Below are 24894 nucleotides of genomic sequence, written 5' to 3'. Positions count from 1 at the left end.
CGCCGCGGTCAGCAGCGGTCCTGGGGGCATGCCTGTGCCGCCCGCTCAGGAACTGCAGGACAGCATCGAGCATCCCGCGCGGCTGCGTGCCCAGTCCGGCCGCTTCGCCGCATGGGCCTCGCGCCCCGGCTGCTCGTCGTAGGGCCGGCGCATGACCTCCAGCAGGTCGGCGATCCCCGACGGATCGCCCGCCGCCGCCTGGTCGATCGCCTGCTGGGCGAGATAGTTGCGCAGCACGTACTTGGGGTTGGACGCGCGCATGCGCGCGCGCCGCGCGGCCGCGTCGAGCGGATCGTCGCGCAGCCGCAACGCATAGTCGCGCAGCCACTGCTCCAGGTCCGCGGCGTGCGCCTCGCGCAGCGATGCGTCGTAGAACCCGTCCGCCATCGGCGTCAGCGACGGCTGCGCGGGGTCGAGCTCGGCCAGCGCGCGAAACCAGATCGCCATGTCCACCTGCGCGGACTGCATCAGCGCCTGCAGGCGCTCCATCAGCGCCAGGTCGCCGTCGCGGCAGCGGGCGAGGCCGAGCTTGCCGGCGACGACCTCGCGCTCGGCCGCCTGCCAGGCCTCCACGTAGCGGTCCAGCCCCGCCTGCAGCGGCGCCACGTCGCCGAACAGCGGCGACAGCGCCTGCGCCAGGCGCGAGAGGTTCCAGTGCGCCACGCGCGGCTGCCAGCCGAAGCGGTAGCGCCGGCCCTGCGCGTCGGTGGTGTTCGGCGTCCAGTCCGGATCGAAGTCGTCGATCCACCCGTAGGGCCCGTAGTCGATGGTCAGGCCCAGGATCGACATGTTGTCGGTATTGAGCACGCCATGCACGAAGCCCACCCGCATCCAGTGCGCCACCGTGCGCGCGGTTCGCACGCACACCTCCTCGAACCAGTCGCCATAGCGTGTCTCGTCGAACGCGCCGGCCCGGCGCAGCGCGTCCAGCGGCTCGGCGGCGCGCGCGCCCAGCAGGTGCGGGAAGTCGCGCCAGATGCAGAAATCCGCGAGCCTGCGCAGCAGTTCGAGGTCCCCCGCGGCGTAGGGCAGCTCGAAGTGGCCGAAACGCAGGAACGACGGCGCGACGCGACAGACGATGGCGCCGGGTTCGGGCGCGGGATGTCCGTCGTAGAACATGTCGCGCACCACCGCCTCGCCGGTGGACACCAGCGACAGCGCGCGCGTGGTCGGCACGCCCAGGTGGTGCATGGCCTCGCTGCACAGGAACTCGCGGATCGACGAGCGCAGCACCGCGCGGCCGTCGGCGGAGCGCGAGTACGGGGTCATCCCGGCCCCCTTGAGCTGCAGCTCGCGGCGCCCGCCGGCGGCGGTGATGCATTCGCCCAGGCTGATCGCGCGGCCGTCGCCGAGCTGCCCGGCCCAGTGCCCGAACTGGTGGCCGCCGTAGTTGCTGGCCACCGGGTCCATGCCCGGCAACAGCGTATTGCCGCCGAAGACCTCGGCGAACGCCGGGCTGGCCAGCTGCCCGGGGGTGAACCCCAGCTCTTCCGCCACTTCGCGCGAGTGCGCCAGCAGGGTGGGCGCCTGCACCGGCGTCGGCATGACCCGCGACCAGACCGCCCCCGCCACCTGCCGCACCCGGGGACCCGTCTCGGGATCCCCGGGCAGTTCGCGGACGAAGGCGTTGTCGAAGTGCAGGCGAGGCAGGTCCATGCGCACAGGGTAGCGCCCGGGCCGTCGCGGCCGCGTCGCCCATCCATGCGAACATGGCAGCGTGCCGGCGCTTGCTTCATCGGCGGCGCGGGCTGTGATCGGCACCGGGGCTGCGGGAGGGGAAGCGCCATGGCCTGGAAGTGGACGCGCGCGCTGGACGGCAACATCGCCAGCCTGGAACGCGGCGAACGGCGCAACTTCTTCGTCTACGCCTACCGCAACACGGCGGCCAGCCGCACGGCGCTCACCTTCGGCCTGCCCCTTTTGTTCCTGATCGGCTGGACACGCGACTACGCGGTGTCGCCTGCCATGGCCATGGAGAGCCTGCCGCGCCGGCTGCTGCTGTTCTCCCTGCTGGTGGCCATGGCGCTGCTGATACGCGCGCGGCTGCGCGCGCACTGGCGCGAAGCGGCGCTGGTCGGCTACGCCTGCGTGTTCAGCGCCGGGATCGCGATGACCACGCTGGCCGAACCGGAGCGCATGAGCCTCACCCACGTGGCGGCGGTGCTGACGACCATCATCGTGCTGCCGTTCGCGCTGCACCGGGCCACCGCGGCGGCGGTGATCGTCGCGTTCTCGATCCCGCTGTTCGCGATGCTGGCCATCCAGGGCGCCGGGCCGGCCCTGTTCCTGGCTTATGCCGGCTACACGCTGGTCGGCGTCGGCATCGGCCTGGGCTACCGGCGGGTATGGCTGGACACGTCGCTGGACGTGTTCCAGCTGCGCCAGCGCCTGCTCTCGCGCATCCACGTCGACTCGCTGACCGGACTGCTCAACCGGGAGGGCTGGCAGACGCGCGCGGTGCGGGCCTTCGAGCGCGCCTTGTCGGAGCAGCGCCGGGTCGCGGTGGCCTATTTCGACCTCGACCACTTCAAACGCGCCAACGACACCCATGGCCACGCGATGGGCGACATGCTGCTGCGCACCGTGGCCAAGACCCTGCGCGAGCAGTGCCGGGCCGGCGAACTGGTCGCGCGCGTCGGTGGCGAGGAGTTCCTGGCCCTGCTGCCGGACGCCGGCGAGGACGATGCCTATGCCTGCGCAGAGCGGGTCCGGCGCGCGGTCGCCGCGCTCCCCGGGCCCATCCCGGCCAGCGTCAGCTGCGGCGTGGCGGCCTGCCAGGCTGGAGAGCCGCTGGAGCTGGCGGTGGCGCGCGCGGACGCGGCGATGCTCGAGGCCAAGCGCCGGGGCCGCAACCTGGTGCTGCGCGCGGACGCGCATGCGCCGCCATTCACGGTTGCAGGGCCCGCCGGGGAGTAGAATTGGCGGCCCCTCAGCGTGGCGCCATCGGCGCGATCCTGCCCATGAGCGCCCAGACGCCTACCGTTTCCTTTTCCGACTTCCAGCTCTCCGAGCCCCTGCTGCGGGCCCTGGGCGACGTCGGCTACGAATCCCCCTCGCCGATCCAGGCCGCCACCATCCCGCCGCTGCTCGCCGGCCGCGACGTGCTCGGCCAGGCCCAGACCGGCACCGGCAAGACCGCCGCTTTCGCCATTCCGGCGCTGGCCCGGCTGGAGCCGGACGCGCGCAAGCCGCAGGTGCTGGTGCTGGCGCCCACGCGCGAACTCGCCATCCAGGTGGCCGAGGCCTTCCAGAAATACGCCAGCCACCTGCCCGGCTTCCACGTGCTGCCGATCTACGGCGGGCAGGGCTATGGCCAGCAGTTCTCGGCGCTCAAGCGCGGGGTGCAGGTCGTCGTCGGCACGCCCGGGCGCGTCATCGACCACCTCGACCGCGGCTCGCTGGACCTGTCGGAGCTGCGCACCCTGGTGCTCGACGAGGCGGACGAGATGCTGCGCATGGGCTTCATCGACGACGTCGAGGCGGTGCTGAAGAAAACCCCGGAGACGCGCCAGGTGGCGCTGTTCTCGGCAACCATGCCGAGCCAGATCAAGCGTATCGCCCAGACCTACCTCAAGGATCCGGTCGAGATCGCGATCAAGTCGCAGACCACCACCGCGGCCAACATCCGCCAGCGTGTGTGGATGGTCAGCGGCACCAACAAGCTCGACGCGCTCACCCGCATCCTCGAGGCCGAGCCCTTCGACGCGATGATCATCTTCGCGCGCACCAAGCTGGGCACGCAGGAACTGGCCGACCGCCTGTCCGCGCGCGGCTTCGCCGCCGCCGCGATCAACGGCGACCTCGACCAGAAGCAGCGCGAGAAGACCATCCAGCAGCTCAAGGACGGCCGCATCGACATCCTCGTGGCCACCGACGTGGCCGCGCGCGGGCTGGACGTGGAGCGCATCAGCCACGTGCTCAACTACGACATCCCCTACGACACCGAGAGCTACGTGCACCGCATCGGCCGCACCGGCCGCGCCGGGCGCAGCGGCGAGGCGATCCTGTTCGCCGCGCCGCGCGAGCGCGGCATGCTCGGGGCGATCGAGCGCGCGACGCGGCAGAAGATCGAGCCGATGCAGCTGCCGAGCGTGGAGACCGTGAACGAGCGCCGCCTTGGCAAGTTCATGGACCGCATCACGGGCGCGCTGGGCAGCCCGGACCTGGCGCTGTTCCGCGACCTGGTCGAGCGCTACGAGCGCGAGCACAACGTGCCGGCCGCCGAGATCGCCGCCGCGCTCGCCCGCGTGGTCCAGGGCGACACCCCGCTGCTGATCGCCGCCCCGCCGCCGCGCCGCGACCGCGACGAGGGCCGCGGCCCGCGGGAGCGCATGGAGCGGCGCGAGCGCGAGGGCGCCGACGCGCCCCCCGCACCCGCCGCCGCGCCGCGCGGCCGCGCGCGCAACGACGCCGAAGCCATGTTCGAGGACGACGCGCCGCCGCCGCGGGCGCCGCGCGAGCGCCCTGCGCGCGCCGCGCGCACGGACGGCGACCCGGCCTTTCCGGTGGAGACCTTCCGCATCGAGGTCGGCCACATGCACGGCGTGCAGCCGGGCAACATCGTCGGCGCGATCGCCAACGAGGCCGACTTGGAAAGCCGCTACATCGGCCGCATCGACATCCGCGACGACCACAGCCTGGTGGACCTGCCGCAGGGCATGCCGCGCGAAGTGCTCGAGCACCTGAAGAAGGTGTGGGTCTCGGGCCAGCAGCTGCGCATGCGCCGGGCCGAGGATGACGACCGCGGCGCTCCGCGTGGCCGCACGGGCGCCCCCGCGGGCCGGCCCCGCGGCAAGCCGCCCGGTCCGCGCGGCGCCAGGCCGGGACCGCGCGGCCGCCGCGCCTGAGGGCGGGAGCCGAGACGGCGCCCGGCCGCGGGCGTCACAGCTGCAACCATCGGTCCACCGGCCGCGATCGTTTCCTAGAATCGCCGCATGTCCCGCATCCTCGTCTTCCAGCACGTGGCCGCCGAACCGCTGGGCACGCTCGACCCGCTGATCCGCCGGCGTGGCCACCGCATCCGCTTCGTCAACTTCGAGCGCGAGCCCGAGGCCGAGCCCGACGTGGACCGCTACCGCGGCCTGGTGGTGCTGGGCGGTCCGATGAACGTCGAGGACCAGGCCACGCGCCCGCACCTGCGCACCGAACTGCGCGCGATCGAGCGCATGCTCGGCCAGGGCAAGCCGGTGCTGGGCATCTGCCTGGGCGCGCAGCTGCTGGCGCATGCGCTGGGCGCACCGGTGCGGCGCCACCGCGTGCCCGAGATCGGCTGGTACCGGCTGCAGGCGACGCATGCCGGCCGCGACGACCCGGTGCTGGCCCCGCTCGGCGACGAGGCGCCGGTATTCCAGTGGCACGGCCAGCATTTCGAGATCCCGCGCAGCGCGGTGCACCTGGCGCGCAGCGAGACCTGCGAGCAGCAGGCCTTCCGCTGGGGCGAGAAGGCCTACGGTTTCCAGTTCCACCTGGAAATGGACGAGCCGCTGATCGATCGCTGGCTGGCCACGCCCGGCTACCGAGCCGAGCTCGAGCGGCGCGAGGGCCTGCACGACGAGGCCGCGATCCGCGCCCATACCCGCGAGCACATCGCGACGATGCAGGAACGCGCGGACGCGGTGTTCAACAACTTCCTCGACCTGGTCGGCCGGCCGCAGCGGCGCATCGCCCTGCCCTCGCGCGAGTTCGGCTGACGCGCACAGCCGCGCCGTGAGGGCGCGGCTCCAGGGGAAGTGCGATCAGGCGGCCGCGGGCCGCGAAGCCCGCAGCCCGATCCAGCCCAGGTCGGCGAACGCCAGCACCGCCAGCGCCTGCCCCAGCACGAAGGCGATGCCCGCGACGCTCGGCTGCCAGTCGCCGCCGAAGGCCACCCACACGCTGGCCGCCACCCAGGCGAAATTGACCGCCACCACGGCGGCCACCGCGCCGCGCGCAGGCGCGGCCTGGCGCGACAGGCCGTAGACCACCGCGACGAAGGGCAGCAGCACGACGCCGGCGGTTCGCAGCAGGCCCGCCGGCAGCTGCAGCAGCGGCGCCAGCAGGTCGGCCGCGGCGACCAGCAGCACCGCGGTGGCGCCCGACGCGAGCGCGTCGACCAGCAGCAGGCGCGGCAGGAAACGGGGATGGGCGAGAGTCTGGCGCAGGGTCATGGTGTGGCTCCTTGTGGGATGACGCGGCCATCGTGGGCGGGGCGGGTCGCCACGGCGATTACCTGGCGGGTAAAGCCGAACCGCCCCGGCAGGGGCTAAGGTGGCGGCCATGCAGACCACCACGACCCATTCCCGGATGCGCAACGTCGGCGACCAGCTGCGCGACTGGCGCCAGCGCCGCCGCCTGTCCCAGCTCGACCTCGCCGGGCTGGCCGACATCTCCCCGCGCCACCTGAGCTTCGTCGAGACCGGCCGCTCGGTGCCCAGCCGGGCGATGCTGCTGCGACTTTCGGACCGCCTGGAGGTGCCGCTGCGCGAGCGCAACGCGCTGTTCGTCGCCGCCGGCTATGCGCCGGTGTACAGCGAACGGCGCATCGACGATCCCTCGCTGGAGGAAGCGCGCAAGGCGATCGACCTGGTGCTGCGGGGGCACGAGCCCTACCCGGCCCTGGCGGTCGACCGCCACTGGAACCTGCAGGCGGCCAACCGCGCGCTGGCGCCCCTGCTCGAAGGCGTGGCAGCCGAACTGCTCGCGCCGCCGGTGAACGTGCTGCGCCTGAGCCTGCATCCCGACGGCGTCGCGCCGCGCATCGCCAACCTCGGCCAGTGGCGCAGCCACCTGCTGCACCGCCTCGACCAGCAGGTCCAGGCGACCGGCGATGCCACGCTGCAGGCGCTGCGCGAGGAGCTCGCCGGCTATCCCGCGCCCGACCACGAGGAAGCGGCGGATCCGGGTGCCGTGGTGGTACCGCTGCGCCTGCGCACCCCGATCGGCGAGCTGTCGTTCCTCAGCACCACCACCGTGTTCGGCACGCCCGTCGAAGTCACGCTGTCGGAACTGGCGATCGAATCCTTCTTCCCGGCCGATGCGGCCACCGGCGAGCGGCTGCGCGCGACCGCGGCCGCGATGGCCGGCGACGCGACCGCGGAGTCCGGCCGCTAGCGGGACGGCGTGTCCACGGCGGCAGGCGGCACGTCGTCCGCGTCGGCGTCCGTGGGCGGCGGCTCCGGCAAGGGCTCGACCGGCGACCCGGTCGGCGGCTCTGGCGACGGCGACAGGATGCGGTCGACCAGCCCGTCGACGACCCGGTCGCCCACCTCGCCGGCGATGCCCGACGGATGCAGCACTTCTTCCACGCGCCGCCCGCCGAAGTCCGGGCCGAGCACGTAGACCAGGTCCGACACCGACGGCCAGCCCATGAGCGGAGCCAGGAACCAGTACAGGCCGACCAGCGCCAGCACGAACATCAGGATCTTCAGCAGCGCGCCCACCAGCTTCCAGGCCAGGTACGCGCCGACCGCCAGCACGACCAGTCCGACCCAGCTCATGCGGCCTCCGCGCGCAGGGCGTCGCCGTCGACCAGCGGGCGCAGCTGCGGATCCAGGGCCACGCGCTCGTCGAACACGAAGCAGCGCCCTTCGTAACCGGCGCCGCCGACCGCCTCGAAATAGCCCAGGATGCCTCCCTCGAGCTGCAGCACGTTGTCCATGCCGCTGTCGCGCATCCACAGCGCGGCCTTTTCGCAGCGGATGCCGCCGGTGCAGTAGCTCACCACGGTGGCGTCGGCCAGCGCGTCGCGGTGCGGGTCCAGCGCCGCGGGCAGGTCGGTGAAGTTGTCGATCGGCAGGCACAGCGCGCCAGCGAAGGCACCGTGCGCGGTTTCCTCGCGGTTGCGCGTGTCCAGCATCACCACCCGGCGACCGTCGTCGTCGTGGCCTTGCGCCAGCCAGCGCGCGAGGTCCGCGGGCGCGACGGCAGGCGCGCGGCCGCCGCGCAGCGGCGTGGCCTCGTCGCGGCGGAAGCTGATGATCTCGCGCTTGAGCTTGACCTTGAGCCGCGCGAACGGAACCGTGTCGCTCCAGCTGTCCTTGACCGCGATGTCGCCCACCCGCGCGTCGCCACGCAGCTGGCGCAGGAACGCGTCGATGGCGCCGTCGCTGCCGGCCAGGAACAGGTTGATGCCTTCCGGTGCGACCAGCACGGTCCCGCGCAGCCCGCCCGCCTCGGCCCAGGCGCGCACGTCGGCGGCCAGGGACGGCGGGTCGGCGATCTCGACGAAGCGGTAGGCGGCGATGTTGCGGATCATGCCGCCATTGTAAGCGGCGGGCGCGGCGGCCCACCGCAGGCTCACCGCGCCGAGGCCTCGTGGTGGTCGCGGACGAAGCGGTCGAGCAGGCGCACGCCGAAGCCGGTGGCGCCTTCCGGCACGGTGGGCCTGCCGCTGGAGGCCCAGTCCGAACCGGCGATGTCCAGGTGCGCCCAGGGCAGCTGGCGGTCGACCCACTCGCCGATGAAGTACGCGCCCGCGCCCGCTCCGGGCGAGCCGCCGCCGTTGCGCAGGTCGGCGATCGGCGACTTCAGCCGCTTGCCGTACTCCTCGCGCAACGGCATGCGCCACAGCTCCTCGCCGCTGGCCTCGCCCGCGGCCAGCAGCTGCGCGGCCAGCGCGTCGTCGCGCGCGAACAGGCCGGCGTAGTCCTCGCCCAGCGCGGCCATGATCGAACCGGTCAGGGTGGCCACGTCGATCACCAGCTTCGGCCGGTCCTGTCGCTGCACGTACCAGAGCGCGTCGGTGAGCACCATGCGTCCCTCCGCATCGGTGCTCATGATCTCGAAGGTCTTGCCCGACGCGGTGCGGATCACGTCGCCGGGGCGCGCGGCGCTGCCCGATGGCATGTTCTCGGCCAGCGCCGCCACGGCCACCGCGTTCACCGGTGCCTTGCGCCCGGCCAGCGCGATCACGGTGGACACCACGCTGGCGGCGCCGGTCATGTCGCCCTTCATCTGCCACATGTTGGCGCCCGGCTTGATCGAGATGCCGCCGCTGTCGAAGGTGATGCCCTTGCCGACGAAGGCCAGCGGCGCCTCGCCCGCGGCGCCGCCGTCGTAGCGCAGCAACAGCAGCCGCGGCGGGCGCACGCTGCCCTGGCCCACGGCCAGGATGCCGCCCATGCCCAGCTTCTGCATCGCCGGCACGTCCAGCGCCTCGATGCGCAGCGGCAGGCCCGCCGCCGCCGTGCGCACGCGAGCCACGAATTCCTCGGGCCACAGCGCGTTCGCCGGCTCGGTGGACAGGTCGCGCGCGAGCGCCACCGCTTCGGCCACCGGCTTCCACTGCGCGGTCCAGTGCGCGCTCGCGCCCGCCCCGGCGGCGGTGCGGATCACCAGCTCGCCCTTGCCCGCCTGCGCGGCCTCGTCGTCGTCCTTGCGCGAGCGGTACTTGTCGAAGCGGTACTGGCCCAACGCGGCGCCGAAGGCCAGGTGCGAGGCGGCTTCCGCTTCGTTGCCGTCCCAGACCAGGTCCACGCGCGGCGCGGTCGAGCGCGAGAACGCACCGGCGACGCGGCCGCCGAGGTCCTGCAGCGCCTTTCCGGTCAGGGCGTCCTTGCCGGTGCCCAGCACCAGCAGGCGGTCGTAGCCGGCGAAGCCGCGCAGGTCGAGCTGGCTGCCGGCCTTTCCGCCGAATCCATCCGCCTGCGCGGCGCGCCTCAGGGCGCCTTCGCTGCGCGCGTCGATCGCATCGAAGCTGGCGCTTCCCGACAGGCCCTCGCCTACCGCGATCGCCACCGCACCCTGCCCGGGCAGCGCATGCGCATCGAAGGACAGGCTGCGCTGGGCGAGGACGGAGGCGGGCCAGGCGATGGCCACGGCGAAGGACAACACGAGCGCGGTCAATCTGGACATCGATGCCCCGGTTCTGGTCGGAAAGGGAGCCGGGGCACGACGCCGCCGGCCCCCGACCTTACCCCGCAGGCTGCGCCCGCGGGTCATGCCGAAAGTCATGCGCGGCGCGCGAGCACGCCGGTGACCGCCATCAGCAGCGCGCCCGCCAGCATCGCCAGCGCGACGTTGCGCAGCTCGGCCTGGCCCGCATGCAGCACCAGCCAGCCGATCACCAGCAGTGCGCCGCCCACGACCCAGGCCGCGGCCGGGACCCGGAACGCGGCCGGTGCCAGGCCATCGCCCTCGCGCCGGCGCAGCACCGGCACCGCGATGCAGGTCGCCGCATAGGCGAGCAGGCGCGTGATCGTGCTCAGCGCGACCGCGCCCAGGAACGAGCCCGACAGCGTCAGCGCCAGCATGCAGGCCGCGGTGAACACGATCGCCCGGTGCGGGGTGTGGAATCGCGCATGGGTGCGCGCCAGCGGCGCCGGCAGCTGCCCGTGCTCGGCCATCGCGTACAGCAGGCGCGGCGCCGACAGCACCAGGCCGTTGAGGGTACCGGTGATCGAAACCAGCGCGCCGAGCACGATCGCGCCCGCACCGAGGCTGCCGGCGAAGCGGCCCGCCGCGTCCGCCAGCGGCGTCGCCGAGCCGCCCAGGCCCGGCAGCGTGCCGATCGCCACGACCTGGATCAGCACGTACAGCGGCACGATCAGCGCCAGAGATGCGAGGATCGCGAACGGCAGCGTGCGCCGCGGATCGCGCACCTCGCCTGCCGGTACCGTCGCGGTCTCGAAGCCGGTGAACGCGAACACCAGCAGCAGCACCGCGGCGGAAAAATCCGCGGGGCCCGGGACGTGCTGCGGCACGTAGCGTGACGGCTCGACGAAGAAGAGCCCGACTGCGACGAACAGCAGCAGCGGCACCAGCTTGGCCACGGTGAACGCGTTGGCGACGATGGCGGCCGCGCGCACGCCGCGCAGGTTGACCGCGGCGATCGCGAGGGTGAGCAGCGCGGCCACCGCCACCCGCCCGGCGCCGCTGGCCAGCGCGGGCGACAGGTGTCCGAGATAGTCGATGAGCAGGTTGCACAGCGCGGCGAATGCGGTGACCCGCGTGAGCCAGACCAGCCATCCCACCTGGAAGCCCACCACCGGGCCGAACGCCTCGCGCGCGTACAGGTAGGGCCCGCCGGTCTGCTCGAAGCGGCTGCCGGCCTCTGCGAAGCACAGCACCACCATCAGCACCAGCAGCGCGCAGGCGACATAGGCCAGCAGCGCGTACGGACCCAGCAGTTCGTGCACCCGCGCCGGCAGCCCGAAGATGCCGGCGCCGACCACCGAATTGATGAACAGCGCGACCATGCTGCCGCGCCCGATCCCCCGCACCAGCCGGCCAGGCGCGCTTGCCCCCACCCGTCAGCGCCCGATCAGCACCGCGGGCAGCGCCATCAGCGCCACCAGTACCAGGATCGCCAGCACGGTCAGCACCACCCGCAGCGGCTGCGCGCGGGCCACGTCGGCGAAGGTCTCGGCCGTGCCCTCGCGTTCGGCGCGCAGGCGTTCCGAGCGCACGCGGGTCGCGCGCTCGCGCTGGTACCGGGCCATCAGCTGCCGCGCGCGCGGGACGTCGTCGTCCTCGCGCACCCAGATACCCCCGGCGGAAATGCCGAACGGGCTGGGCCGCGTCTCGTAGTGCTCGATGCGCGCCTCGCGCAGGAAGGCGCGGACGTCCTCGGCCTCGTCTTCAGGCACGTTGCGCAGGTTGAGCAGCAGCTTGGCCATCGGCCGATCATAGCCGCTCCGGGTCGTGCGGCGCTCAGCGCTTGCTGGTCACGGCCCGGCGCAGGTTGCTGCGCGCCTGCGCGTCGTAGCGCTCGTGGAAGAAGTCGCTGAGGTAGATCCGCGGCCTGGCCAGCAGCGACTTGAGGAAGCGCCGGCGGTTGATGCGGAACAGCCAGCCCGGCACGTGGCCGCGGTACTCGGCGGCGATCGCACGGTCGTACGCGTCGAATCCCGCCGGTTCGGCCCCCAGGATGGCCATGTCGCAGTCGAGGAAGTGGCGGGTGTCGTCGGCCACCGCGGTCTTGCCGAAATCGGCGGGACGGAACTGGCCATGGCGCGCGGTGAGTTCGATCAGTTCGGCCACGCGCCCGACCTCCACGCCGGCGCCGGGCAGCCAGTGCCCGATCTGCTCGCGCGCGAACGCGGCCGACCGCGCCTCGTTGTCCTTGCGGCCGGGCTCGTACACCGCGTCGTGATAGAGCACCGCCAGGCGCACCTCCACCGGCTGCAGCCAGCCCGGGCCTTCCGCCACGGCCGCGTAGTGGCGCAGCACCTCGGCGACATGGTTGAAGTCGTGGTAGGCCCGAGGCGGGGTGGCATAGGCCAGCTCCAGCGCGTGCATCTGGCCTTCGGGCAGCGGCTGCATGGCGTTCATGCGGACTGCCAGGGGCGCATGACCAGCACGGCGCCGGCCAGCACCAGCACCGCCCCGCCGATGCGCAGCGGATCGGCCGCACGCTGCGCGCCGAGCACGCCGAAGTGATCCAGCAGCAGCGCGCCCAGCACCTGCCCCAGCACGATCAGGCAGACCAGGGCGCCGGCGCCGATCCGCGGCACCATGAGCGTCGAGGCCAGCACCAGGCTGGCGCCGATCGCGCCGCCCAGCCAGATCCAGGGCGGCAGCGCGGACAGCGGTGCCTGCGGCAGCAGCGCCGTGCGGCTGGCGAGCAGCAGCGCGCCGAGCAGGCAGGTGCCGACCAGAAACGAGACGAACGAGGCGTACAGCGCTCCCTGGGTGAGCGCGCCCAGCCGCGCGTTGATCAATGCCTGCAGCGGCAGCAGCGCGCCGGCGAACACCACGGCGACGATGCCAAGCGGGATCCAGGCCTTCACGCGTTCTCCTCCGGACGGGCGTCGTTCCAGTCTAGGACCGTGATGCCCGCTTGCGCCGTGAACGCCACGCGGAGCGGTGCCGCCGGCCGGCCAAGGCATCAGCCCGCGTGCGCGGGCCGCCTCACCATCAGCAGGCCGAGCAGGGTCAGCGCGCCGATGCCGGCCAGGTACCAGCCCACCGAGGCCAGCCCATACCGTTCGCCGAGCCGCGTGGCGATGTAGGGCGCCGGCGATGCGCCCAGGATGCCGGCCAGGTTGAAGGCCAGCGAGGCACCGGTGTAGCGCACCGTGGTCGGGAACATCTCGGCCAGGATCGTGCCGCAGGGCCCGTACGTCAGGCCCATCGCGCCGAGGCCCAGCGCCAGGAAGGCGAGCACGCCCCAGTCGCTGCCCGACTGCAGCAGCGGCGCGAACACGAAGCCGAAGCCGATGATCAGCACCGTCGCCAGGACCATCGCGTTGCGGCGTCCGAACCGGTCGGCGTACAGCGCCGACAGCGGGATGGTGGCGGCGAAGAACAGCACGCCCAGCATCTGCAGCAGCAGGAAGTGCTCGCGCGTGTAGCCGAGTTTGGAGGTCCCCCAGCTCAGCGCGAACACCGTCATCAGGTAGAACAGCACGAAGGTCGCCACCAGCGCGAGGGTGCCGCCGAGCAGGGCGAAGGGATGGTCGCGCACGGCGGTCAACATGGGCAGGCGCACGCGCTCCTCGCGCTCGATGGCGCGCTGGAAATCCGGCGTCTCGGAAATGCTCAACCGCACCCACAGGCCCACCATCACCAGCACCGCGCTGGCCAGGAACGGGATCCGCCAGCCCCAGGCCAGGAAGGCGGCGTCGCTCATCCAGTGGGTCAGCGCGAGGAACACGCCGGTCGAGAGCAGGAACCCGATCGGCGCGCCCAGCTGCGGGAACATGCCGTACCAGGCGCGCCGCCCGGGCGGCGCGTTCTCGGTGGCCAGCAGCACCGCCCCGCCCCACTCGCCGCCCAGGCCCACGCCCTGGCCCAGCCGGCACAGCGCCAGCAGCAAGGGCGCGACGATGCCCACCTGCGCGTAGGTGGGCAGCAGGCCGATCACCACGGTCGAGATGCCCATCGTCAGCAGAGCCGCGACCAGCGTCGCCTTGCGCCCGACCCGGTCGCCGAAATGACCGAACAGGGCCGAGCCGAACGGCCGCGCGATGAACGCCAGCGCGAAGGTGGCGAAGGACTGCAGCGTGGCCGAGGCCGGATCGCCCGGCGGGAAGAACAGGTGCGGGAACACCAGCACCGCCGCGGTGGCGTAGATGTAGAAATCGAAGAACTCGATGGTGGTGCCGACCAGGCTGGCCAGCAGCACCCGGCGCCTGGCCGCGCCGGACGGCGGCGCGGCGGCGGCTTGCACCGCCGCGCTCATCCGGCCGCGTCCATGGCGCCCGGGCACATCACTTCTTCGCGTCGCCCGCCGGCAGCGCGTAGTCGATCTCGTACGGCGGCGGCTCGCCGCCCGGGCCCTTGAGGTAGTGGTCCATCCACTGCATCAGGCGCAGCGAATAGTCGTAGCGCGAGGCCGCGCGCGAATTGCCGTGGCCCTCGCCCGGGTACAGCACCAGCCGCACCGGCGCCTGCCCCGCCAGCTTGAGATAGCGGTAGAACATGTACGACTGCATCACCGGCACGCGTGGGTCTGCCTCGCCGTGCAGGATCAGGGTCGGCGTCTTCGACTGCTGCGCATAGGCGATCGGGCTGGTCTTGCGGAACAGTTCCGGGTTTTCCCACGGCCAGGTGCCCATGTGCACCAGGTTCTGCTCCCACGGAATGTCGCCCGTGGTCACGAGGCTGGCCTGGTCGGAGATGCCGACGAACATCACCGAGGCGGCGAAGCGCTCGCTGTAGTAGGTCGCGCCCCAGGCACTGGCGTAGCCGCCGTAGGAGCCGCCGGTGATGCCGACCTTGTCCCTGTCCACCAGGCCGCTGGCGACCAGGTGGTCGACGCCGTCCACCACGTCGTCGAACTCCTCCATGCCCGGGCGACCGAAGCCCTTCTTCGAATACTCCACGCCGCGACCGGTGCTGCTGCGGTAGTTGGGCAGGAACACGGCATAGCCCTGTGCCGCGGCGTGGTGCAGCGGCTGCGCATAGCTGGTCAGCCAGCCGTTGGTGTAATGCGATTCCGGACCGCCGTGCACGACCACGATCAGCGGCACGCGCGCATTGCCGCGGCGCTCCAGCGGATGCACCAGCAGCCCTTCGATCTCGAGCCCGTCGCGCGCGGCGTAGCGGATCACCTCCTGCCGGGCCAGGCGCACGTCCTTCAGCCAGGGATTGCTGTCGGTCAGCTTGCGCGGAGCGCCCGCGCCGGCCGGCAGCAGGTAGGCTTCGGACGGCTGCTGCGGCGTGCTGCCGGTCAGCGCGATGTCGCCCGCCGCCGAGCGGCTGAAGCCGGCCCAGACCGGCCCTTCCCCCGCCAGCAGCGTGCGCTGCCCGCCGCCTGCGACACCGACTTCGCCCAGCCGCGCCTGCACGCCTTCCCAGCTGATGAACTGCGCGGTGGACGCGTCGCGCCACTCGATGTCGACCACGTGTCCGGGCAGCCCGGGCAGCAGGTCGCGCCAGGCGCCGCCGTCACGGCCGGCCACGAACAGCCGGCCCTGCTGGGCGTCGTGCTTGTCTTCGGCGGAAATGAAGGCCAGGTGCGCGCCGTCCGGGCTCCACGACAGTCCGCCCACCTTGCCGGGATTCTCCACCCGACCCAGCACACGACCTTCGGGCGAGACGATCCGGATGCGGGTGAACACGAGGGTGTCGTCGGTGAGCTGGCGCGGCGCGACGGTCAGCGCGAGACGGTCTCCCGCCGGGCTCCACTCGACCGACTGCACGCTGCCCTCGACCGGCACCAGGCGCGGCTCCGCGCTGCTGTCACCGAGGTCGGCGATCCACAGCTGCACCGGGCGCCAGTCCTCCTCGTAGACCTTCTGGCTGAAACCCTTCTTCTTCAGCGCCTTGAGCGCGTCGCTCTCGGGCGCGCCGGCCAGCAGCGCGGCGCGCCGGCCATCGGGCGACAGGCTGAAAGCGGTGATGTCGGACTTGAGGCTGGCGATGGCGACCGACTCGCCGCCATCGACCGGGATGCGGTACAGCCTGCGCGTCTCGTCGCCCTGGCGCTTGGCGAGGTAGGCGAGCGAGCGGCTGTCGGGCATCCAGGCATGCGCTCCGACGTTGACCTTGCCCGTCACGTAGCCGCGGCTGGCGCCCTCGCGCGAGACCAGGTGCAGCTCGGTCCAGGCCGGACCGTCGTCGTCCACCCCGGGCACGCGCGGCACCGACAGCGTGTAGGCCACCTGCCGGCCGTCCGGGCTGATCGATGCCTGGCCCACCGCGCGGACTTCGGCGACCTGGCGCAATGTCATGCCGCCGCTGGCGGCCAGGATCGGCGCAGCCAGGACGAGCAACAGCAACAGGCCCGTGGTCCGCAGGATCGGATGGCGCATCGGCATTACCCCTTCTGGCGTGAACCGGAGACTTTCGCGCGGCGGGCCCCCGATGGCAAGGCCGTCAGCGCGCCTGCCAGGCCCGCGCGACACGGGCGAAGGCGTCGCCCAGCTCGCGCACGGCGCCCGGTTCGATGCGCGCGGTCACCGTCGGCAGGTCGATGCGTCCGTCCGGAAACGGGTCGCCGGCCCAGGCGAACGCCACGCGGTTGCTCTGCCGCGCCTCCTCCAGCACCCAGACGCGGTCGCGTCCGAAGCTGCGCCGCAGCTTGCGGACATGGTCCTCGAAATCGGTGGCGTAGAGGTTGCCGGCCAGCACCCCGCCCGGCGCGAGTGCGTCGCGGCAGTCGTCGTAGAAGGCCTGGCTCGACAAGGCGGCCGGAATGCCGGACTCGTCGTAGCCATCGACCAGCAGGATGTCGAAGCGCGCCTTGTTCTCGCGTACGAACGCCGCGCCGTCGGCCAGCATCACCCGCAGGCGCGCATCGTCGGCGGGCACCCGGAAGCTGCGGCGCAGGGCAAGCACGTGCGGGTTGTTCTCGGCCACTTCCACCCGGGTCCGCTGCAGATGGCGATGGCAGAACTTGGCCTGCGATCCGCCGCCCAGCCCGATCATGCCGATCAGCGCGGGCTGCGGCCGGAACAGCAGGCTCGCCATCATCGTGCGGGTATAGTCGATCAGCAGTTCGCCCGGCCGGAACGTGCGCATCCGGCTCTGCGAAACGCCGCCGGTGAACTGCAGTTCGGTGAAACGCCAGCCGCGCTTGATGCGCGGCATCCGCGCGCCCTCGACCGGCGGGTCCTGGACCACATCGCGCGCGCGCCATCGCCGCCACCAGCCCTCACGCCCTGTCGCCATCGACCGCTCACGCTCCAAACCAGACCGCGCGGAAGACTAACCCACCGGCCGCCCCACGCCCTGGAGAAGCCGCGGTTGACACCGTCCCGGCGCCGGTTGGATGCCGGTTCAAGTGGAAGCGGTTTCGCCTTCCGGGCCCTGAACCGGCCTGGAAATCCTCAGAGCCGGTTCATTGCACGAGCGCAAACACTATGCCCTGCGCCGACCCGGGTGTCGGCAGGGGTCACCACCATGCAGCAGCCTACCTTCCGCCTTGTCCTCCAGGCCACCCTCGCGCTTGGACTGGCAGTCGCCACCGTCGCTCCCGCCGTCGCGCAGGAACGCGAACGCGAACGCCGCGAGCACCGCACCCAGCGCGACCGCGAGCCGCGTCGCACGGAAACGCCTGCGCGGCGCGAGCAGGCCGATCGCCCGCGTGGCCCTGCCCGGGAACAGCGCCAGCCTGCCCGCCAGGCGCGTGAGGCACGGGAGGCGCCCCGTGCGATCGCCCAGCCCCGCCCCGGGAACAACGTCGCTCGACAGCGCGAGGCGGAACGCCAGATGCAGCCGCGCCGCACTCCGGATGCGGCCGCCCAGCGCGAAAGCGCCCGCCGACAGCAGTTGCAGGCGGCGCAGCGGGCCGAATCCCAACGCCAGCAGGCGGCCCGGCGCGACCAGGGGCGGGCTGCCCAGATGCAGCGTGAGCAGGCGCAGCGTGCCCAGGCGCAGCGCGAGCAGGCTCGTGACCAGGCGCAGCGGGCGCAGGCGCAGCGACGGCAGGCCACGCTCCGCGAACAGGCGCGGGCGCGCGACGAGGTTGCGCGCAGCCGGCAGGCCCGGCAGGACGCGGGCGACGCGCAGCGACGCCAGGCACTGCAGCAGCAAGCCGATCGCGAACGCAACCTGTCGCGCGAGCGCCAGCAGGCGCGCCGCGACGATCCCGGCCGGCGCGCGATGGCCACGCCCCAGCCGCGGCGCGAGCAGGCCCGCGACGATCGCAGGGACGACCGCAGCCGCGATCGGGCCCGCCGCCTCGACCGCGACCGCCAGCAGGCGCTGATCCGGGCCGAACGCGAGCGTGCAGAGCGGTTCCACCGCGATCGCGAGCGCCAGCAGCGGATCGCCGAACAGCGCAACGCCGAGCGCGCGCGCATGCTGCAGCAACAGCGGCGCATGGCGCAGTACCGCTACCAGCGCGACTATCACGCGCGCCTGCGCGAGCAGGAACGCCGCTGGCGCGCAACCTCGTGGGACTACGCGAACGATCCGTTCTACTACACGCCCGCCAGCTACCGCTACAACTACGGGGGCCGGTGGTACCAGACCAACCGCTACGGCGCGGACCTGATGCGCGAAGCCGTCCGCCGCGGCTACGAGGAGGGCCTGCGCGCCGGCCGCGCCGACCGCGAGGACGGCTGGCGCTACGACTACCGCAACAGCGATGGCTATCTCGATGCGAGCTACGGTTACGGCGGCCGCTACATCGCGCACGACCAGTACGCCCATTATTTCCGGCAGGGATTCGAGCGCGGGTATGAAGACGGCTACCACAGTCGCTACCGCTACGGCGGTCGCAACGACCGCGGCGACTACACCGTGCTCGCAACCGTGCTTGGCGTGATCCTGGGCCTGCAGCTGCTCGACTGAACCTGTCCCGGCGGTGGAGGCCCCGTCGCCTCCGCCGCCGCTGGCGCGGGAATGTTTGCAGTTCCTGGCGCGATTCCACCGTGCGATGCGACGGCGGTCTGCTAGTCGGGCGCCTCCCCGCTGCCGCTGGTCCGAAACCGCCTGCGCACACCGCACCGCAGCAATACGCGCGGCGGACCCCAGGCGTAGACTGGCGCAGGCGACACATGGGAGGACCATCGTCATGTTCGCATCGCTGCTCGCCGCCGCCTTGGCCATCTCGCCCGCCGACGCCGCGCCGGCTCCGCCGGAACCCGTCGCCCTTGCGCCGCCCGTGGTCCAGGCCGCGCCCGATCTCGGGCCGCCCCCCGGAATCGACGAAGTCTTCGCCGTCCCCGCCGCGTTGCGCGAGGCGCTGCACCAGCGGGTCGTCCGGCCCGGAAGCGGTTCCGACCAGCAGCGGCTCAACCGGCTCGTGCGTTTCCTGTTCGACGACGACGGCCTCGCCATGCGCTACCGGCACGATGCCGACCACACGGTGGCGCAGGCATGGCAGACGCGCGAGGCCAACTGCCTGTCCTTCACCATCCTCACCATCGCGCTGGCGCGTGCGGCTGGCATCGACGCGTACGGACAGGAGATTCCGCGGGTCCTGAGCTGGTATCGGGAAGGCAACACCCTTTACTTCAGCAACCACGTGAATGCAGGCATCCGCATCGCCGGTCATCGCTATTCGGTCGATGTCGCCAGCGACAGCATCCTGGCGGTGGATCCGCCCAAGAAGATCGATGACCAGCGGCTGCTTGCGATCTTCCATTCCAACCGCGCCGCGACCCTGGTGGGCCGGCAGCAGTACGCCGAGGCGGGCGACTACATGACGGCCGCCTTCGCCGCGGACGACAGCTATCCCGCCGCGTGGAACAACGCGGGCGTCCTGGCCTTGCGCCAGGGCCGCGAGCCCGACGCGGAGCACCACTTCAAGAAGACCCTGGAACTCAACGACCAGCACGAGGGCGCGTTGATGAACCTCGCCGCCCTCTACGCCGCCCGCGGCGACAAGGCCAGGGAACGGCAGCTGCGGGCCAGGGTCGACCGGATCCAGCGCAGCAACCCCTTCCATTACTTCCTGCTCGCCACCGAGGACGAAGCTCGCGGCGAGTACGCGAAGGCAGCACAACGCTACCGTCGCGCCATCTCGCTGCACGACGGCGAGCACCAGTTCCATTACGGACTGGCCCGCGCCTACCTGCATCTCGGCGAGTACCGGAAGGCCGGCGAGTCGCTACGCCGCGCCCAGGCCCTCGCCGGGGCCGGCGTGGCCGAACGCTACCAGGCCAAGCTCGAGCAGCTGCGCAGGAAAGGGCTGTAGTTCAACGCAGCTGGCTGTCCTTGCTGCCGCGGCGGTTGTAGCCGCTGTGCGCCTGGTTGTCCTGCTCCTCGGCTTCCTGGCAGGCGATGCACAGGCGCACGCCGGGCATGGCCTTGCGTCGCGCCTCCGGGATCGGGGCGTCGCATTCCTCGCAGCGCATGCGCGCCGGACCTTGCGGCAGCTGGCTGCGCGCGCGCTTGATCGCGTCCTCCACCGTGGCGTCGATCTGGTCCTGCACCGCGCCATCGCCTGCCCAACCCGTCGCCATCGCATCCTCCGTCCTGCAGTTGCCGCGCTACCTGTCTAGCGCAAGCCATGTTCAGATCCCGTCGGGCCAGCTGATCGCCGGCGCCGCGCCGGGCTTGCGCGGCTCCGGAACACCGGCGACCGCCTCCCAGACGCGCAGCGCGTCGACCGTGGCGGCCACGTCGTGCACGCGCACGATGCGCGCCCCGCGCTGCGCGGCGACCAGGTGCGCCGCCACCGACCCGAACACCCGCTCCTGGGGCTGGTCCCGCCCGGTCAGCTCTCCGATCGAGCGCTTGCGCGACAGGCCTGCAAGCACCGGCACGCCCAGCTCCAGGAAACGCTCCAGCCGCGCCAACAGCTGCAGGTTGTGCTGCGTCGTCTTGCCGAAGCCGAAGCCGGGATCGGCCACGATCTTCTTGCGCGAAATACCCGCCATTTCCGCGGCGAAGATGCGCTCGGCCAGGAAGCGATGCACCTCGCCCACCACGTCCTCGTAGTCCGGCGCGTCCTGCATCGATCGCGGCTCGCCCTGCATGTGCATCAGCACGACCGGCACGCCAAGCGATGCGGCCATGTCCAGCGCGCCCTCGCGGCGCAGCGCGCTGACGTCGTTGACCAGTCCCGCGCCCGCCTGCACCGCCGCCTGCATGACCTCGGGTTTGGAGGTGTCCACGCTGATCGGCAGCGCGGTCTCGCGCGCCAGCCGCTCGACCACCGGCACGACCCGCCGCAGCTCCTCCTCCAAGGACACCTCCGCCGCGCCCGGGCGGGTCGATTCGCCGCCGATATCGAGCAGGTCGGCCCCTTCCTCGGCCAGTCGCAGGCCGTGCGCCACCGCGGCATCGGCGTCGAAGTGCGCGCCGCCGTCGGAGAACGAATCGGGAGTCACGTTGACGATGCCCATCACCCGCGTCCTGTCGAGGCGGAGGATGCGGCCGGCGCAGTCGAGCTGGGGAGCGGTATCGAACATTGAAGTCGGGATGTCTGCGGCCTGGAATCGGCCGATTGTGGTCTCGGAGCGCGCGCGGCGCCACCGCCGGCGACAGCGCCGTTCAGGGCCCAAAATGCACCGAAGGCGCCGGTTGCCCGGCGCCTTCGCTGTCCGCATGGCCTGCCCCGCAGCGGGGGCGCGGCTCAGGTCTGCTCGGCCGGACCGCCGATCGGCGGCAGCGGGCGCGAATCGCCATCGCCGCCCTTGCCTGGCCCGCCCCGGCCCGACTCGATCCAGCCCATCGGCGGCGGGGGCTCGCGGCCCTCCATAATCGCATCGATCTGCGGCACGTCGATGGTCTCGTACTCGAGCAGCAGCTTGGCCATCGCATGCAGCTTGTCGAGGTTGTCGGTCAGGATCGTGGTGGTGCGTGCGTAGGCCTTGTCGAGAATGCCGCGCACCACTTCGTCGATCTTGCGGGCGGTGTCGTCCGAGACGCTCTTGTGCTGCGTCACCGAACGGCCGAGGAACACCTCGTCCTCGTCCTCGCTGTAGGCGATCGGTCCAAGTTCCTCGGACAAACCCCACTTGGTGACCATATTGCGCGCCATCTTGGTCGCGCGCTCGATGTCGTTGGAGGCGCCGGTGGTGACCTTGTCGGCGCCGAAGATCAGCTCCTCGGCCACGCGGCCGCCGTACAGCGAGCACAGCTGCGATTCGATCGCGGTGCGGTTGTACGAATACTTGTCGCCCTCGGGCAGGTACATGGTCACGCCCAGCGCGCGGCCGCGCGGAATGATGGTGACCTTGTAGACCGGGTCGTGCTCGGGCACCAGGCGGCCGACGATGGCATGGCCCGCCTCGTGGTAGGCCGTCAGCGTCTTCTCGTCCTCGCTCATCGCCATCGAGCGGCGCTCGGCGCCCATCAGGATCTTGTCGCGCGCCTTGTCGAAGTGGTCCATGCGGACGTCCTTCGCGTTCTCGCGCGCGGCGAACAGCGCCGCCTCGTTGACCAGGTTGGCCAGGTCCGCGCCGGAAAAGCCGGGCGTGCCGCGGGCGATGACCATCGGCTCGACGTTCTCGGCCAGCGGCACCTTGCGCATGTGCACGCGCAGGATCTGCTCGCGACCCTTCACGTCGGGCAGACCGACCACCACCTGGCGGTCGAAGCGCCCGGGGCGCAGCAACGCCGGGTCGAGCACGTCGGGACGGTTGGTCGCGGCGATCACGATCACGCCCTCGCCGCCCTCGAAGCCGTCCATCTCGACCAGCAACTGGTTGAGGGTCTGCTCGCGCTCGTCGTGGCCACCGCCAAGGCCGGCACCGCGATGGCGCCCGACCGCGTCGATCTCGTCGATGAAGATGATGCACGGCGCGTGCTTCTTGGCCTGCTCGAACATGTCGCGCACGCGGCTGGCGCCGACGCCGACGAACATCTCGACGAAATCCGAGCCGGAGATCGAGAAGAACGGCACCTTGGCCTCGCCGGCGATCGCCTTGGCCAGCAGGGTCTTGCCGGTGCCGGGCGGGCCGACCATCAGCACGCCGCGCGGGATCTTGCCGCCCAGCTTCTGGAATTTGGACGGATCGCGCAGGAACTCGACCAGCTCCGAGACCTCTTCCTTGGCCTCGTCGCAGCCGGCGACGTCGGCGAAGGTGACCTTGGTCTGGTCTTCGTTGAGCAGCTTCGCGCGCGACTTGCCGAACGACATCGCGCCCTTGCCGCCGCCCTGCTGCATCTGCCGCATCATGAAGAACCAGAAGCCGATGATCAGCGCCACCGGCAGCAGGTTGATCAGGATGTAGATGAAGGACGGGCCGCTGGACGGCGGTGCTGCCTGGATGTCGACCTTGTGGTTGATCAGGTCGTCCATCATGCCCTCGTCGCGGCGAGGCGCGATGACGGTGCCGGTCTCGCCACCCTTGGTGACGAACTCCACGGTCTTCTCGTCCTCGGCGATCTTGACCGACTTGATCTGGTCGCGGCGCACCTGCTCCATGAACTGGGAGTAGCGCACTTCGCCGGTGGCGCCCTGCCCCGGGTTGAAGCTGTTGAACACCAGCATCAGCACGACGGCGACCAGCGCCCACAGGAGGAGGTTCTTGACGAGGTCGTTCATCGGGATTTCCGGGACTCCAATGGGCTCATGCTACTTGATTGCCGCCAGCTTGCCCTGCGCCAACGCATAGACTTCGGGCGACCGCTTGCGCGACGCGGCGGGCTTGCGGATGACCACCTTCGCATAGCGCCTGCGCAGGTCGCGCACGAAGTCGTCGAAACCCACGCCCTGGAACAGCTTGATCAGGAACGCACCGCCGGTCTTGAGGTGGCGGTCGGCGAAATCCATCGCCAGTTCGGACAGGTACATCGCACGCGGCTGGTCGACCGCGTCCACACCGCTCTTGTTGGGGGCCATGTCGGACAACACAAGGTCCACGGGCTGGCCGCCGAGTGCGGTCTCAAGGGCCGATAAGACCGCATCCTCCCTGAAATCGCCATGAAGGAACTCCACCCCGGCCAGGGGCGGCATGTCCAGGATGTCCAGGGCGATCACCCGGCCCGGCCGCGCGGGGTCGAGGCGATCGAGCTCCTGCCGGACCCACTGCGACCAGCCGCCGGGGGCGGCCCCCAGGTCGACGACCACCATGCCCGGCTTGAGCAGGCGGTCGCGCTCGACCAGTTCCTCGAGCTTGTAGGCCGCGCGCGAACGCAGGCCCTCGGCCTGGGCCTTCTTCACGAAGGGGTCGGAGAAGTGTTCCTTCAGCCAGCGCTGGCTGCTCTTGCTGCGGGTCGCCATGGGGGTCTTCCGCCCCCTTCCGCCTGTGCGGCGAGGGCCGGTGGGCCTGCGGCCGCGGTCGCGGCGGCGCAGTCCCGGAGAGGGGAATGAGCGGCGGCATGATACCCTGCCGTCCCCCGCCCACTGCCGAATTCCCGATGTCGATCGCCCTGACCGCCGCCCAGAACCGCTTCCTGCGCGGGGCAGCGCACGAACTCAAGGCGATGCTGCAGGTGGGCGGCAAGGGCGTGACCGACGCGCTGGTGGCCGAGATCGACGGCGCCCTGGAACATCACGAACTGATCAAGATCAAGGTGGCGGCCGCCGACCGCGAGGAGCGCGACCAGCTCATCGCCGAGATCGCGCGCCGCGCCGACGCCGCGCTGGTGCAGCGGATCGGCCACGTGGCGGTCCTGTACCGGCCCTCCCGCGACAAGCGACAAATCGTCCTGCCGCGGGCCTGACCTCGTCCCGCGATGCAGCTGGTCCACGAACAGCCCGATTTCGAATTCTTCCTGCGCGGCGCCGACGGCCGCTCGGCCCTGGTCAACGACCGCAGCCTGGACGCCAGCTTCATCGTCGCGCCGGACCGGCTGCTGGAAGGCTGGCCGGCGGGCGATGTCCAGGCCCTGCAGGTGGCCGACCTCGAACCGCTGCTCGCGCTGGAGCCCGAGCTGATCGTCCTGGGCTGCGGCGACCGCCAGGCCTTCCCGCCGCAGGCGGTGCTGGCCGCTTGCCTTTCGCGCGGCATCGGCCTGGAAACCATGACCAATGCCGCCGCCGCCCGCACCTACAACGTGCTGGCCGGGGAAGGCCGGCGGGTGGTCGCCGGATTCATCCTGGCCCCGTAGTCCCGGCGCTGGCGCGGAGCGGATCCGCCGCCCCCCAAGATTTGGAGCGTCCAGGGCCTCGACCGGTGCTGCAGCGGG

At 71.8% G+C, this 24894-nt stretch carries 25 protein-coding genes; 8 read left to right on the top strand and 17 right to left on the bottom strand.

Annotated elements, in window-relative coordinates; translation table 11 throughout:
* Window positions 1-45 precede the first annotated feature (45 nt).
* Window positions 46-1650 carry a protein adenylyltransferase SelO gene (locus ACFQ2D_RS00505; protein ID WP_386795540.1) on the bottom strand — a complete coding sequence of 535 codons (1605 nt, stop codon included), beginning with the start codon at window positions 1648-1650 and terminating at the stop codon, window positions 46-48.
* Between the two features lie 135 nt (window positions 1651-1785).
* Here ACFQ2D_RS00505 and ACFQ2D_RS00500 point away from each other — a divergent pair, with 135 nt between their 5' ends.
* From ACFQ2D_RS00500 to ACFQ2D_RS00490, 3 genes are all read left to right on the top strand, one after another.
* Window positions 1786-2916 carry a GGDEF domain-containing protein gene (locus tag ACFQ2D_RS00500; protein ID WP_280941649.1) on the top strand — a complete coding sequence of 377 codons (1131 nt, stop codon included), beginning with the start codon at window positions 1786-1788 and terminating at the stop codon, window positions 2914-2916.
* 44 nt (window positions 2917-2960) lie between these two features.
* A complete protein-coding gene (locus ACFQ2D_RS00495) occupies window positions 2961-4847 on the top strand; it encodes a DEAD/DEAH box helicase (RefSeq protein ID WP_386795502.1) in 1887 nt (628 codons plus the stop codon).
* 87 nt (window positions 4848-4934) lie between these two features.
* Entirely contained in the window at window positions 4935-5690 is a 756-nt protein-coding gene (locus tag ACFQ2D_RS00490) for a type 1 glutamine amidotransferase (protein WP_280941184.1), read from the top strand.
* Between the two features lie 45 nt (window positions 5691-5735).
* Here ACFQ2D_RS00490 and ACFQ2D_RS00485 read toward each other — a convergent pair whose 3' ends face one another.
* Window positions 5736-6146: a hypothetical protein gene (locus ACFQ2D_RS00485; RefSeq protein WP_280941185.1), complete on the bottom strand. Its 411-nt coding sequence runs from the start codon at window positions 6144-6146 to the stop codon at window positions 5736-5738.
* Between the two features lie 109 nt (window positions 6147-6255).
* Here ACFQ2D_RS00485 and ACFQ2D_RS00480 point away from each other — a divergent pair, with 109 nt between their 5' ends.
* Window positions 6256-7089 carry a helix-turn-helix domain-containing protein gene (locus ACFQ2D_RS00480; RefSeq protein WP_280941186.1) on the top strand — a complete coding sequence of 278 codons (834 nt, stop codon included), beginning with the start codon at window positions 6256-6258 and terminating at the stop codon, window positions 7087-7089.
* Here ACFQ2D_RS00480 and ACFQ2D_RS00475 read toward each other — a convergent pair.
* The 11 genes from ACFQ2D_RS00475 to ACFQ2D_RS00425 all read right to left on the bottom strand — a co-directional run bounded on the left by ACFQ2D_RS00475 (window position 7086) and on the right by ACFQ2D_RS00425 (window position 18177).
* Entirely contained in the window at window positions 7086-7475 is a 390-nt protein-coding gene (locus ACFQ2D_RS00475; protein ID WP_280941187.1) for a hypothetical protein, read from the bottom strand. The genes ACFQ2D_RS00480 and ACFQ2D_RS00475 overlap by 4 nt on opposite strands.
* Entirely contained in the window at window positions 7472-8233 is a 762-nt protein-coding gene (locus ACFQ2D_RS00470) for a sulfurtransferase (RefSeq protein ID WP_280941188.1), read from the bottom strand. The genes ACFQ2D_RS00475 and ACFQ2D_RS00470 overlap by 4 nt, the downstream gene beginning before the upstream one ends.
* Before the next feature lie 41 nt (window positions 8234-8274).
* Window positions 8275-9831 (bottom strand): leucyl aminopeptidase, encoded by a 1557-nt coding sequence (locus tag ACFQ2D_RS00465; protein WP_280941189.1) that lies wholly within the window; start codon window positions 9829-9831, stop codon window positions 8275-8277.
* Window positions 9832-9926: 95 nt separating this feature from the next.
* Window positions 9927-11174: an APC family permease gene (locus tag ACFQ2D_RS00460; protein ID WP_280941190.1), complete on the bottom strand. Its 1248-nt coding sequence runs from the start codon at window positions 11172-11174 to the stop codon at window positions 9927-9929.
* A gap of 54 nt (window positions 11175-11228) precedes the next feature.
* Window positions 11229-11594: a DUF6164 family protein gene (locus ACFQ2D_RS00455; RefSeq protein WP_280941191.1), complete on the bottom strand. Its 366-nt coding sequence runs from the start codon at window positions 11592-11594 to the stop codon at window positions 11229-11231.
* Between the two features lie 34 nt (window positions 11595-11628).
* Window positions 11629-12249: an HD domain-containing protein gene (locus tag ACFQ2D_RS00450; RefSeq protein ID WP_280941192.1), complete on the bottom strand. Its 621-nt coding sequence runs from the start codon at window positions 12247-12249 to the stop codon at window positions 11629-11631.
* Window positions 12246-12707, bottom strand: coding sequence for a DMT family transporter (locus tag ACFQ2D_RS00445; protein WP_280941193.1), 462 nt, complete (start codon window positions 12705-12707; stop codon window positions 12246-12248). Before ACFQ2D_RS00445 ends, ACFQ2D_RS00450 begins: the two co-directional genes overlap by 4 nt.
* 98 nt (window positions 12708-12805) lie before the next feature.
* A complete protein-coding gene (locus ACFQ2D_RS00440) occupies window positions 12806-14101 on the bottom strand; it encodes an MFS transporter (protein WP_280941194.1) in 1296 nt (431 codons plus the stop codon).
* 28 nt (window positions 14102-14129) lie between these two features.
* Window positions 14130-16175, bottom strand: a complete 2046-nt coding sequence (locus ACFQ2D_RS00435) for an alpha/beta hydrolase family protein (RefSeq protein WP_280941195.1) — start codon at window positions 16173-16175, stop codon at window positions 14130-14132.
* Window positions 16176-16239: 64 nt separating this feature from the next.
* Window positions 16240-17034, bottom strand: coding sequence for a fused MFS/spermidine synthase (locus ACFQ2D_RS00430; protein ID WP_280941196.1), 795 nt, complete (start codon window positions 17032-17034; stop codon window positions 16240-16242).
* A 189-nt stretch (window positions 17035-17223) separates the two neighbouring features.
* The gene (locus tag ACFQ2D_RS00425) at window positions 17224-18177 is read right to left on the bottom strand and encodes a hypothetical protein (RefSeq protein ID WP_280941197.1); all 954 of its coding nucleotides are present in this window, start codon (window positions 18175-18177) and stop codon (window positions 17224-17226) included.
* On the opposite strand from ACFQ2D_RS00425, the gene ACFQ2D_RS00420 reads away from it, so the two are divergent.
* Both ACFQ2D_RS00420 and ACFQ2D_RS00415 read left to right on the top strand, forming a co-directional pair.
* Entirely contained in the window at window positions 18166-18660 is a 495-nt protein-coding gene (locus ACFQ2D_RS00420) for a hypothetical protein (protein WP_280941198.1), read from the top strand. The genes ACFQ2D_RS00425 and ACFQ2D_RS00420 overlap by 12 nt on opposite strands.
* Window positions 18661-18883: 223 nt before the next feature.
* Window positions 18884-20008, top strand: a complete 1125-nt coding sequence (locus ACFQ2D_RS00415; RefSeq protein WP_280941199.1) for a tetratricopeptide repeat protein — start codon at window positions 18884-18886, stop codon at window positions 20006-20008.
* Between the two features lies 1 nt (window position 20009).
* Here the strand turns inward: ACFQ2D_RS00415 and ACFQ2D_RS00410 are convergent, their stop codons facing one another.
* The 4 genes from ACFQ2D_RS00410 to rlmE all read right to left on the bottom strand — a co-directional run bounded on the left by ACFQ2D_RS00410 (window position 20010) and on the right by rlmE (window position 23986).
* Entirely contained in the window at window positions 20010-20276 is a 267-nt protein-coding gene (locus ACFQ2D_RS00410; RefSeq protein ID WP_280941200.1) for a DksA/TraR family C4-type zinc finger protein, read from the bottom strand.
* Between the two features lie 51 nt (window positions 20277-20327).
* Window positions 20328-21227: a dihydropteroate synthase gene (folP, locus tag ACFQ2D_RS00405; protein ID WP_280941201.1), complete on the bottom strand. Its 900-nt coding sequence runs from the start codon at window positions 21225-21227 to the stop codon at window positions 20328-20330.
* Between the two features lie 164 nt (window positions 21228-21391).
* A complete protein-coding gene (ftsH, locus tag ACFQ2D_RS00400) occupies window positions 21392-23308 on the bottom strand; it encodes an ATP-dependent zinc metalloprotease FtsH (protein WP_280941202.1) in 1917 nt (638 codons plus the stop codon).
* A 30-nt stretch (window positions 23309-23338) separates the two neighbouring features.
* Complete coding sequence (gene rlmE / locus ACFQ2D_RS00395; protein ID WP_280941203.1) at window positions 23339-23986, bottom strand: 23S rRNA (uridine(2552)-2'-O)-methyltransferase RlmE; 648 nt, start codon at window positions 23984-23986, stop codon at window positions 23339-23341.
* Between the two features lie 137 nt (window positions 23987-24123).
* On the opposite strand from rlmE, the gene yhbY reads away from it, so the two are divergent.
* Window positions 24124-24429, top strand: coding sequence for a ribosome assembly RNA-binding protein YhbY (gene yhbY, locus ACFQ2D_RS00390; protein WP_280941204.1), 306 nt, complete (start codon window positions 24124-24126; stop codon window positions 24427-24429).
* 12 nt (window positions 24430-24441) lie between these two features.
* Window positions 24442-24816 carry an Mth938-like domain-containing protein gene (locus ACFQ2D_RS00385; protein WP_280941205.1) on the top strand — a complete coding sequence of 125 codons (375 nt, stop codon included), beginning with the start codon at window positions 24442-24444 and terminating at the stop codon, window positions 24814-24816.
* Window positions 24817-24894 lie beyond the last annotated feature (78 nt).

It is taken from the genome of Luteimonas composti, from assembly GCF_042678665.1.
Taxonomy (GTDB): Bacteria; Pseudomonadota; Gammaproteobacteria; order Xanthomonadales; family Xanthomonadaceae; genus Luteimonas; species Luteimonas composti.
This window is presented reverse-complemented; position numbering and strand designations above follow the sequence as displayed.

Bases quoted from the DNA above. Each gene is read 5' to 3' on its own strand.
- ACFQ2D_RS00440 (WP_280941194.1), bottom strand. From the start codon at position 14,101: ATGAGCGCGGCGGTGCAAGCCGCCGCCGCGCCGCCGTCCGGCGCGGCC.
- ACFQ2D_RS00460 (WP_280941190.1), bottom strand. From the start codon at position 11,174: ATGGTCGCGCTGTTCATCAATTCGGTGGTCGGCGCCGGCATCTTCGGG.
- ACFQ2D_RS00420 (WP_280941198.1), top strand. From the start codon at position 18,166: ATGCTGCAGCAACAGCGGCGCATGGCGCAGTACCGCTACCAGCGCGAC.
- ACFQ2D_RS00415 (WP_280941199.1), top strand. From the start codon at position 18,884: ATGTTCGCATCGCTGCTCGCCGCCGCCTTGGCCATCTCGCCCGCCGAC.
- ACFQ2D_RS00435 (WP_280941195.1), bottom strand. From the start codon at position 16,175: ATGCGCCATCCGATCCTGCGGACCACGGGCCTGTTGCTGTTGCTCGTC.
- ACFQ2D_RS00430 (WP_280941196.1), bottom strand. From the start codon at position 17,034: ATGGCGACAGGGCGTGAGGGCTGGTGGCGGCGATGGCGCGCGCGCGAT.
- ACFQ2D_RS00500 (WP_280941649.1), top strand. From the start codon at position 1,786: ATGGCCTGGAAGTGGACGCGCGCGCTGGACGGCAACATCGCCAGCCTG.
- ACFQ2D_RS00450 (WP_280941192.1), bottom strand. From the start codon at position 12,249: ATGAACGCCATGCAGCCGCTGCCCGAAGGCCAGATGCACGCGCTGGAG.
- ACFQ2D_RS00465 (WP_280941189.1), bottom strand. From the start codon at position 9,831: ATGTCCAGATTGACCGCGCTCGTGTTGTCCTTCGCCGTGGCCATCGCC.
- ACFQ2D_RS00410 (WP_280941200.1), bottom strand. From the start codon at position 20,276: ATGGCGACGGGTTGGGCAGGCGATGGCGCGGTGCAGGACCAGATCGAC.
- ACFQ2D_RS00485 (WP_280941185.1), bottom strand. From the start codon at position 6,146: ATGACCCTGCGCCAGACTCTCGCCCATCCCCGTTTCCTGCCGCGCCTG.
- rlmE (WP_280941203.1), bottom strand. From the start codon at position 23,986: ATGGCGACCCGCAGCAAGAGCAGCCAGCGCTGGCTGAAGGAACACTTC.
- ACFQ2D_RS00495 (WP_386795502.1), top strand. From the start codon at position 2,961: ATGAGCGCCCAGACGCCTACCGTTTCCTTTTCCGACTTCCAGCTCTCC.
- yhbY (WP_280941204.1), top strand. From the start codon at position 24,124: ATGTCGATCGCCCTGACCGCCGCCCAGAACCGCTTCCTGCGCGGGGCA.
- ACFQ2D_RS00455 (WP_280941191.1), bottom strand. From the start codon at position 11,594: ATGGCCAAGCTGCTGCTCAACCTGCGCAACGTGCCTGAAGACGAGGCC.
- ftsH (WP_280941202.1), bottom strand. From the start codon at position 23,308: ATGAACGACCTCGTCAAGAACCTCCTCCTGTGGGCGCTGGTCGCCGTC.
- ACFQ2D_RS00480 (WP_280941186.1), top strand. From the start codon at position 6,256: ATGCAGACCACCACGACCCATTCCCGGATGCGCAACGTCGGCGACCAG.
- ACFQ2D_RS00385 (WP_280941205.1), top strand. From the start codon at position 24,442: ATGCAGCTGGTCCACGAACAGCCCGATTTCGAATTCTTCCTGCGCGGC.
- ACFQ2D_RS00475 (WP_280941187.1), bottom strand. From the start codon at position 7,475: ATGAGCTGGGTCGGACTGGTCGTGCTGGCGGTCGGCGCGTACCTGGCC.
- ACFQ2D_RS00490 (WP_280941184.1), top strand. From the start codon at position 4,935: ATGTCCCGCATCCTCGTCTTCCAGCACGTGGCCGCCGAACCGCTGGGC.
- ACFQ2D_RS00470 (WP_280941188.1), bottom strand. From the start codon at position 8,233: ATGATCCGCAACATCGCCGCCTACCGCTTCGTCGAGATCGCCGACCCG.
- folP (WP_280941201.1), bottom strand. From the start codon at position 21,227: ATGTTCGATACCGCTCCCCAGCTCGACTGCGCCGGCCGCATCCTCCGC.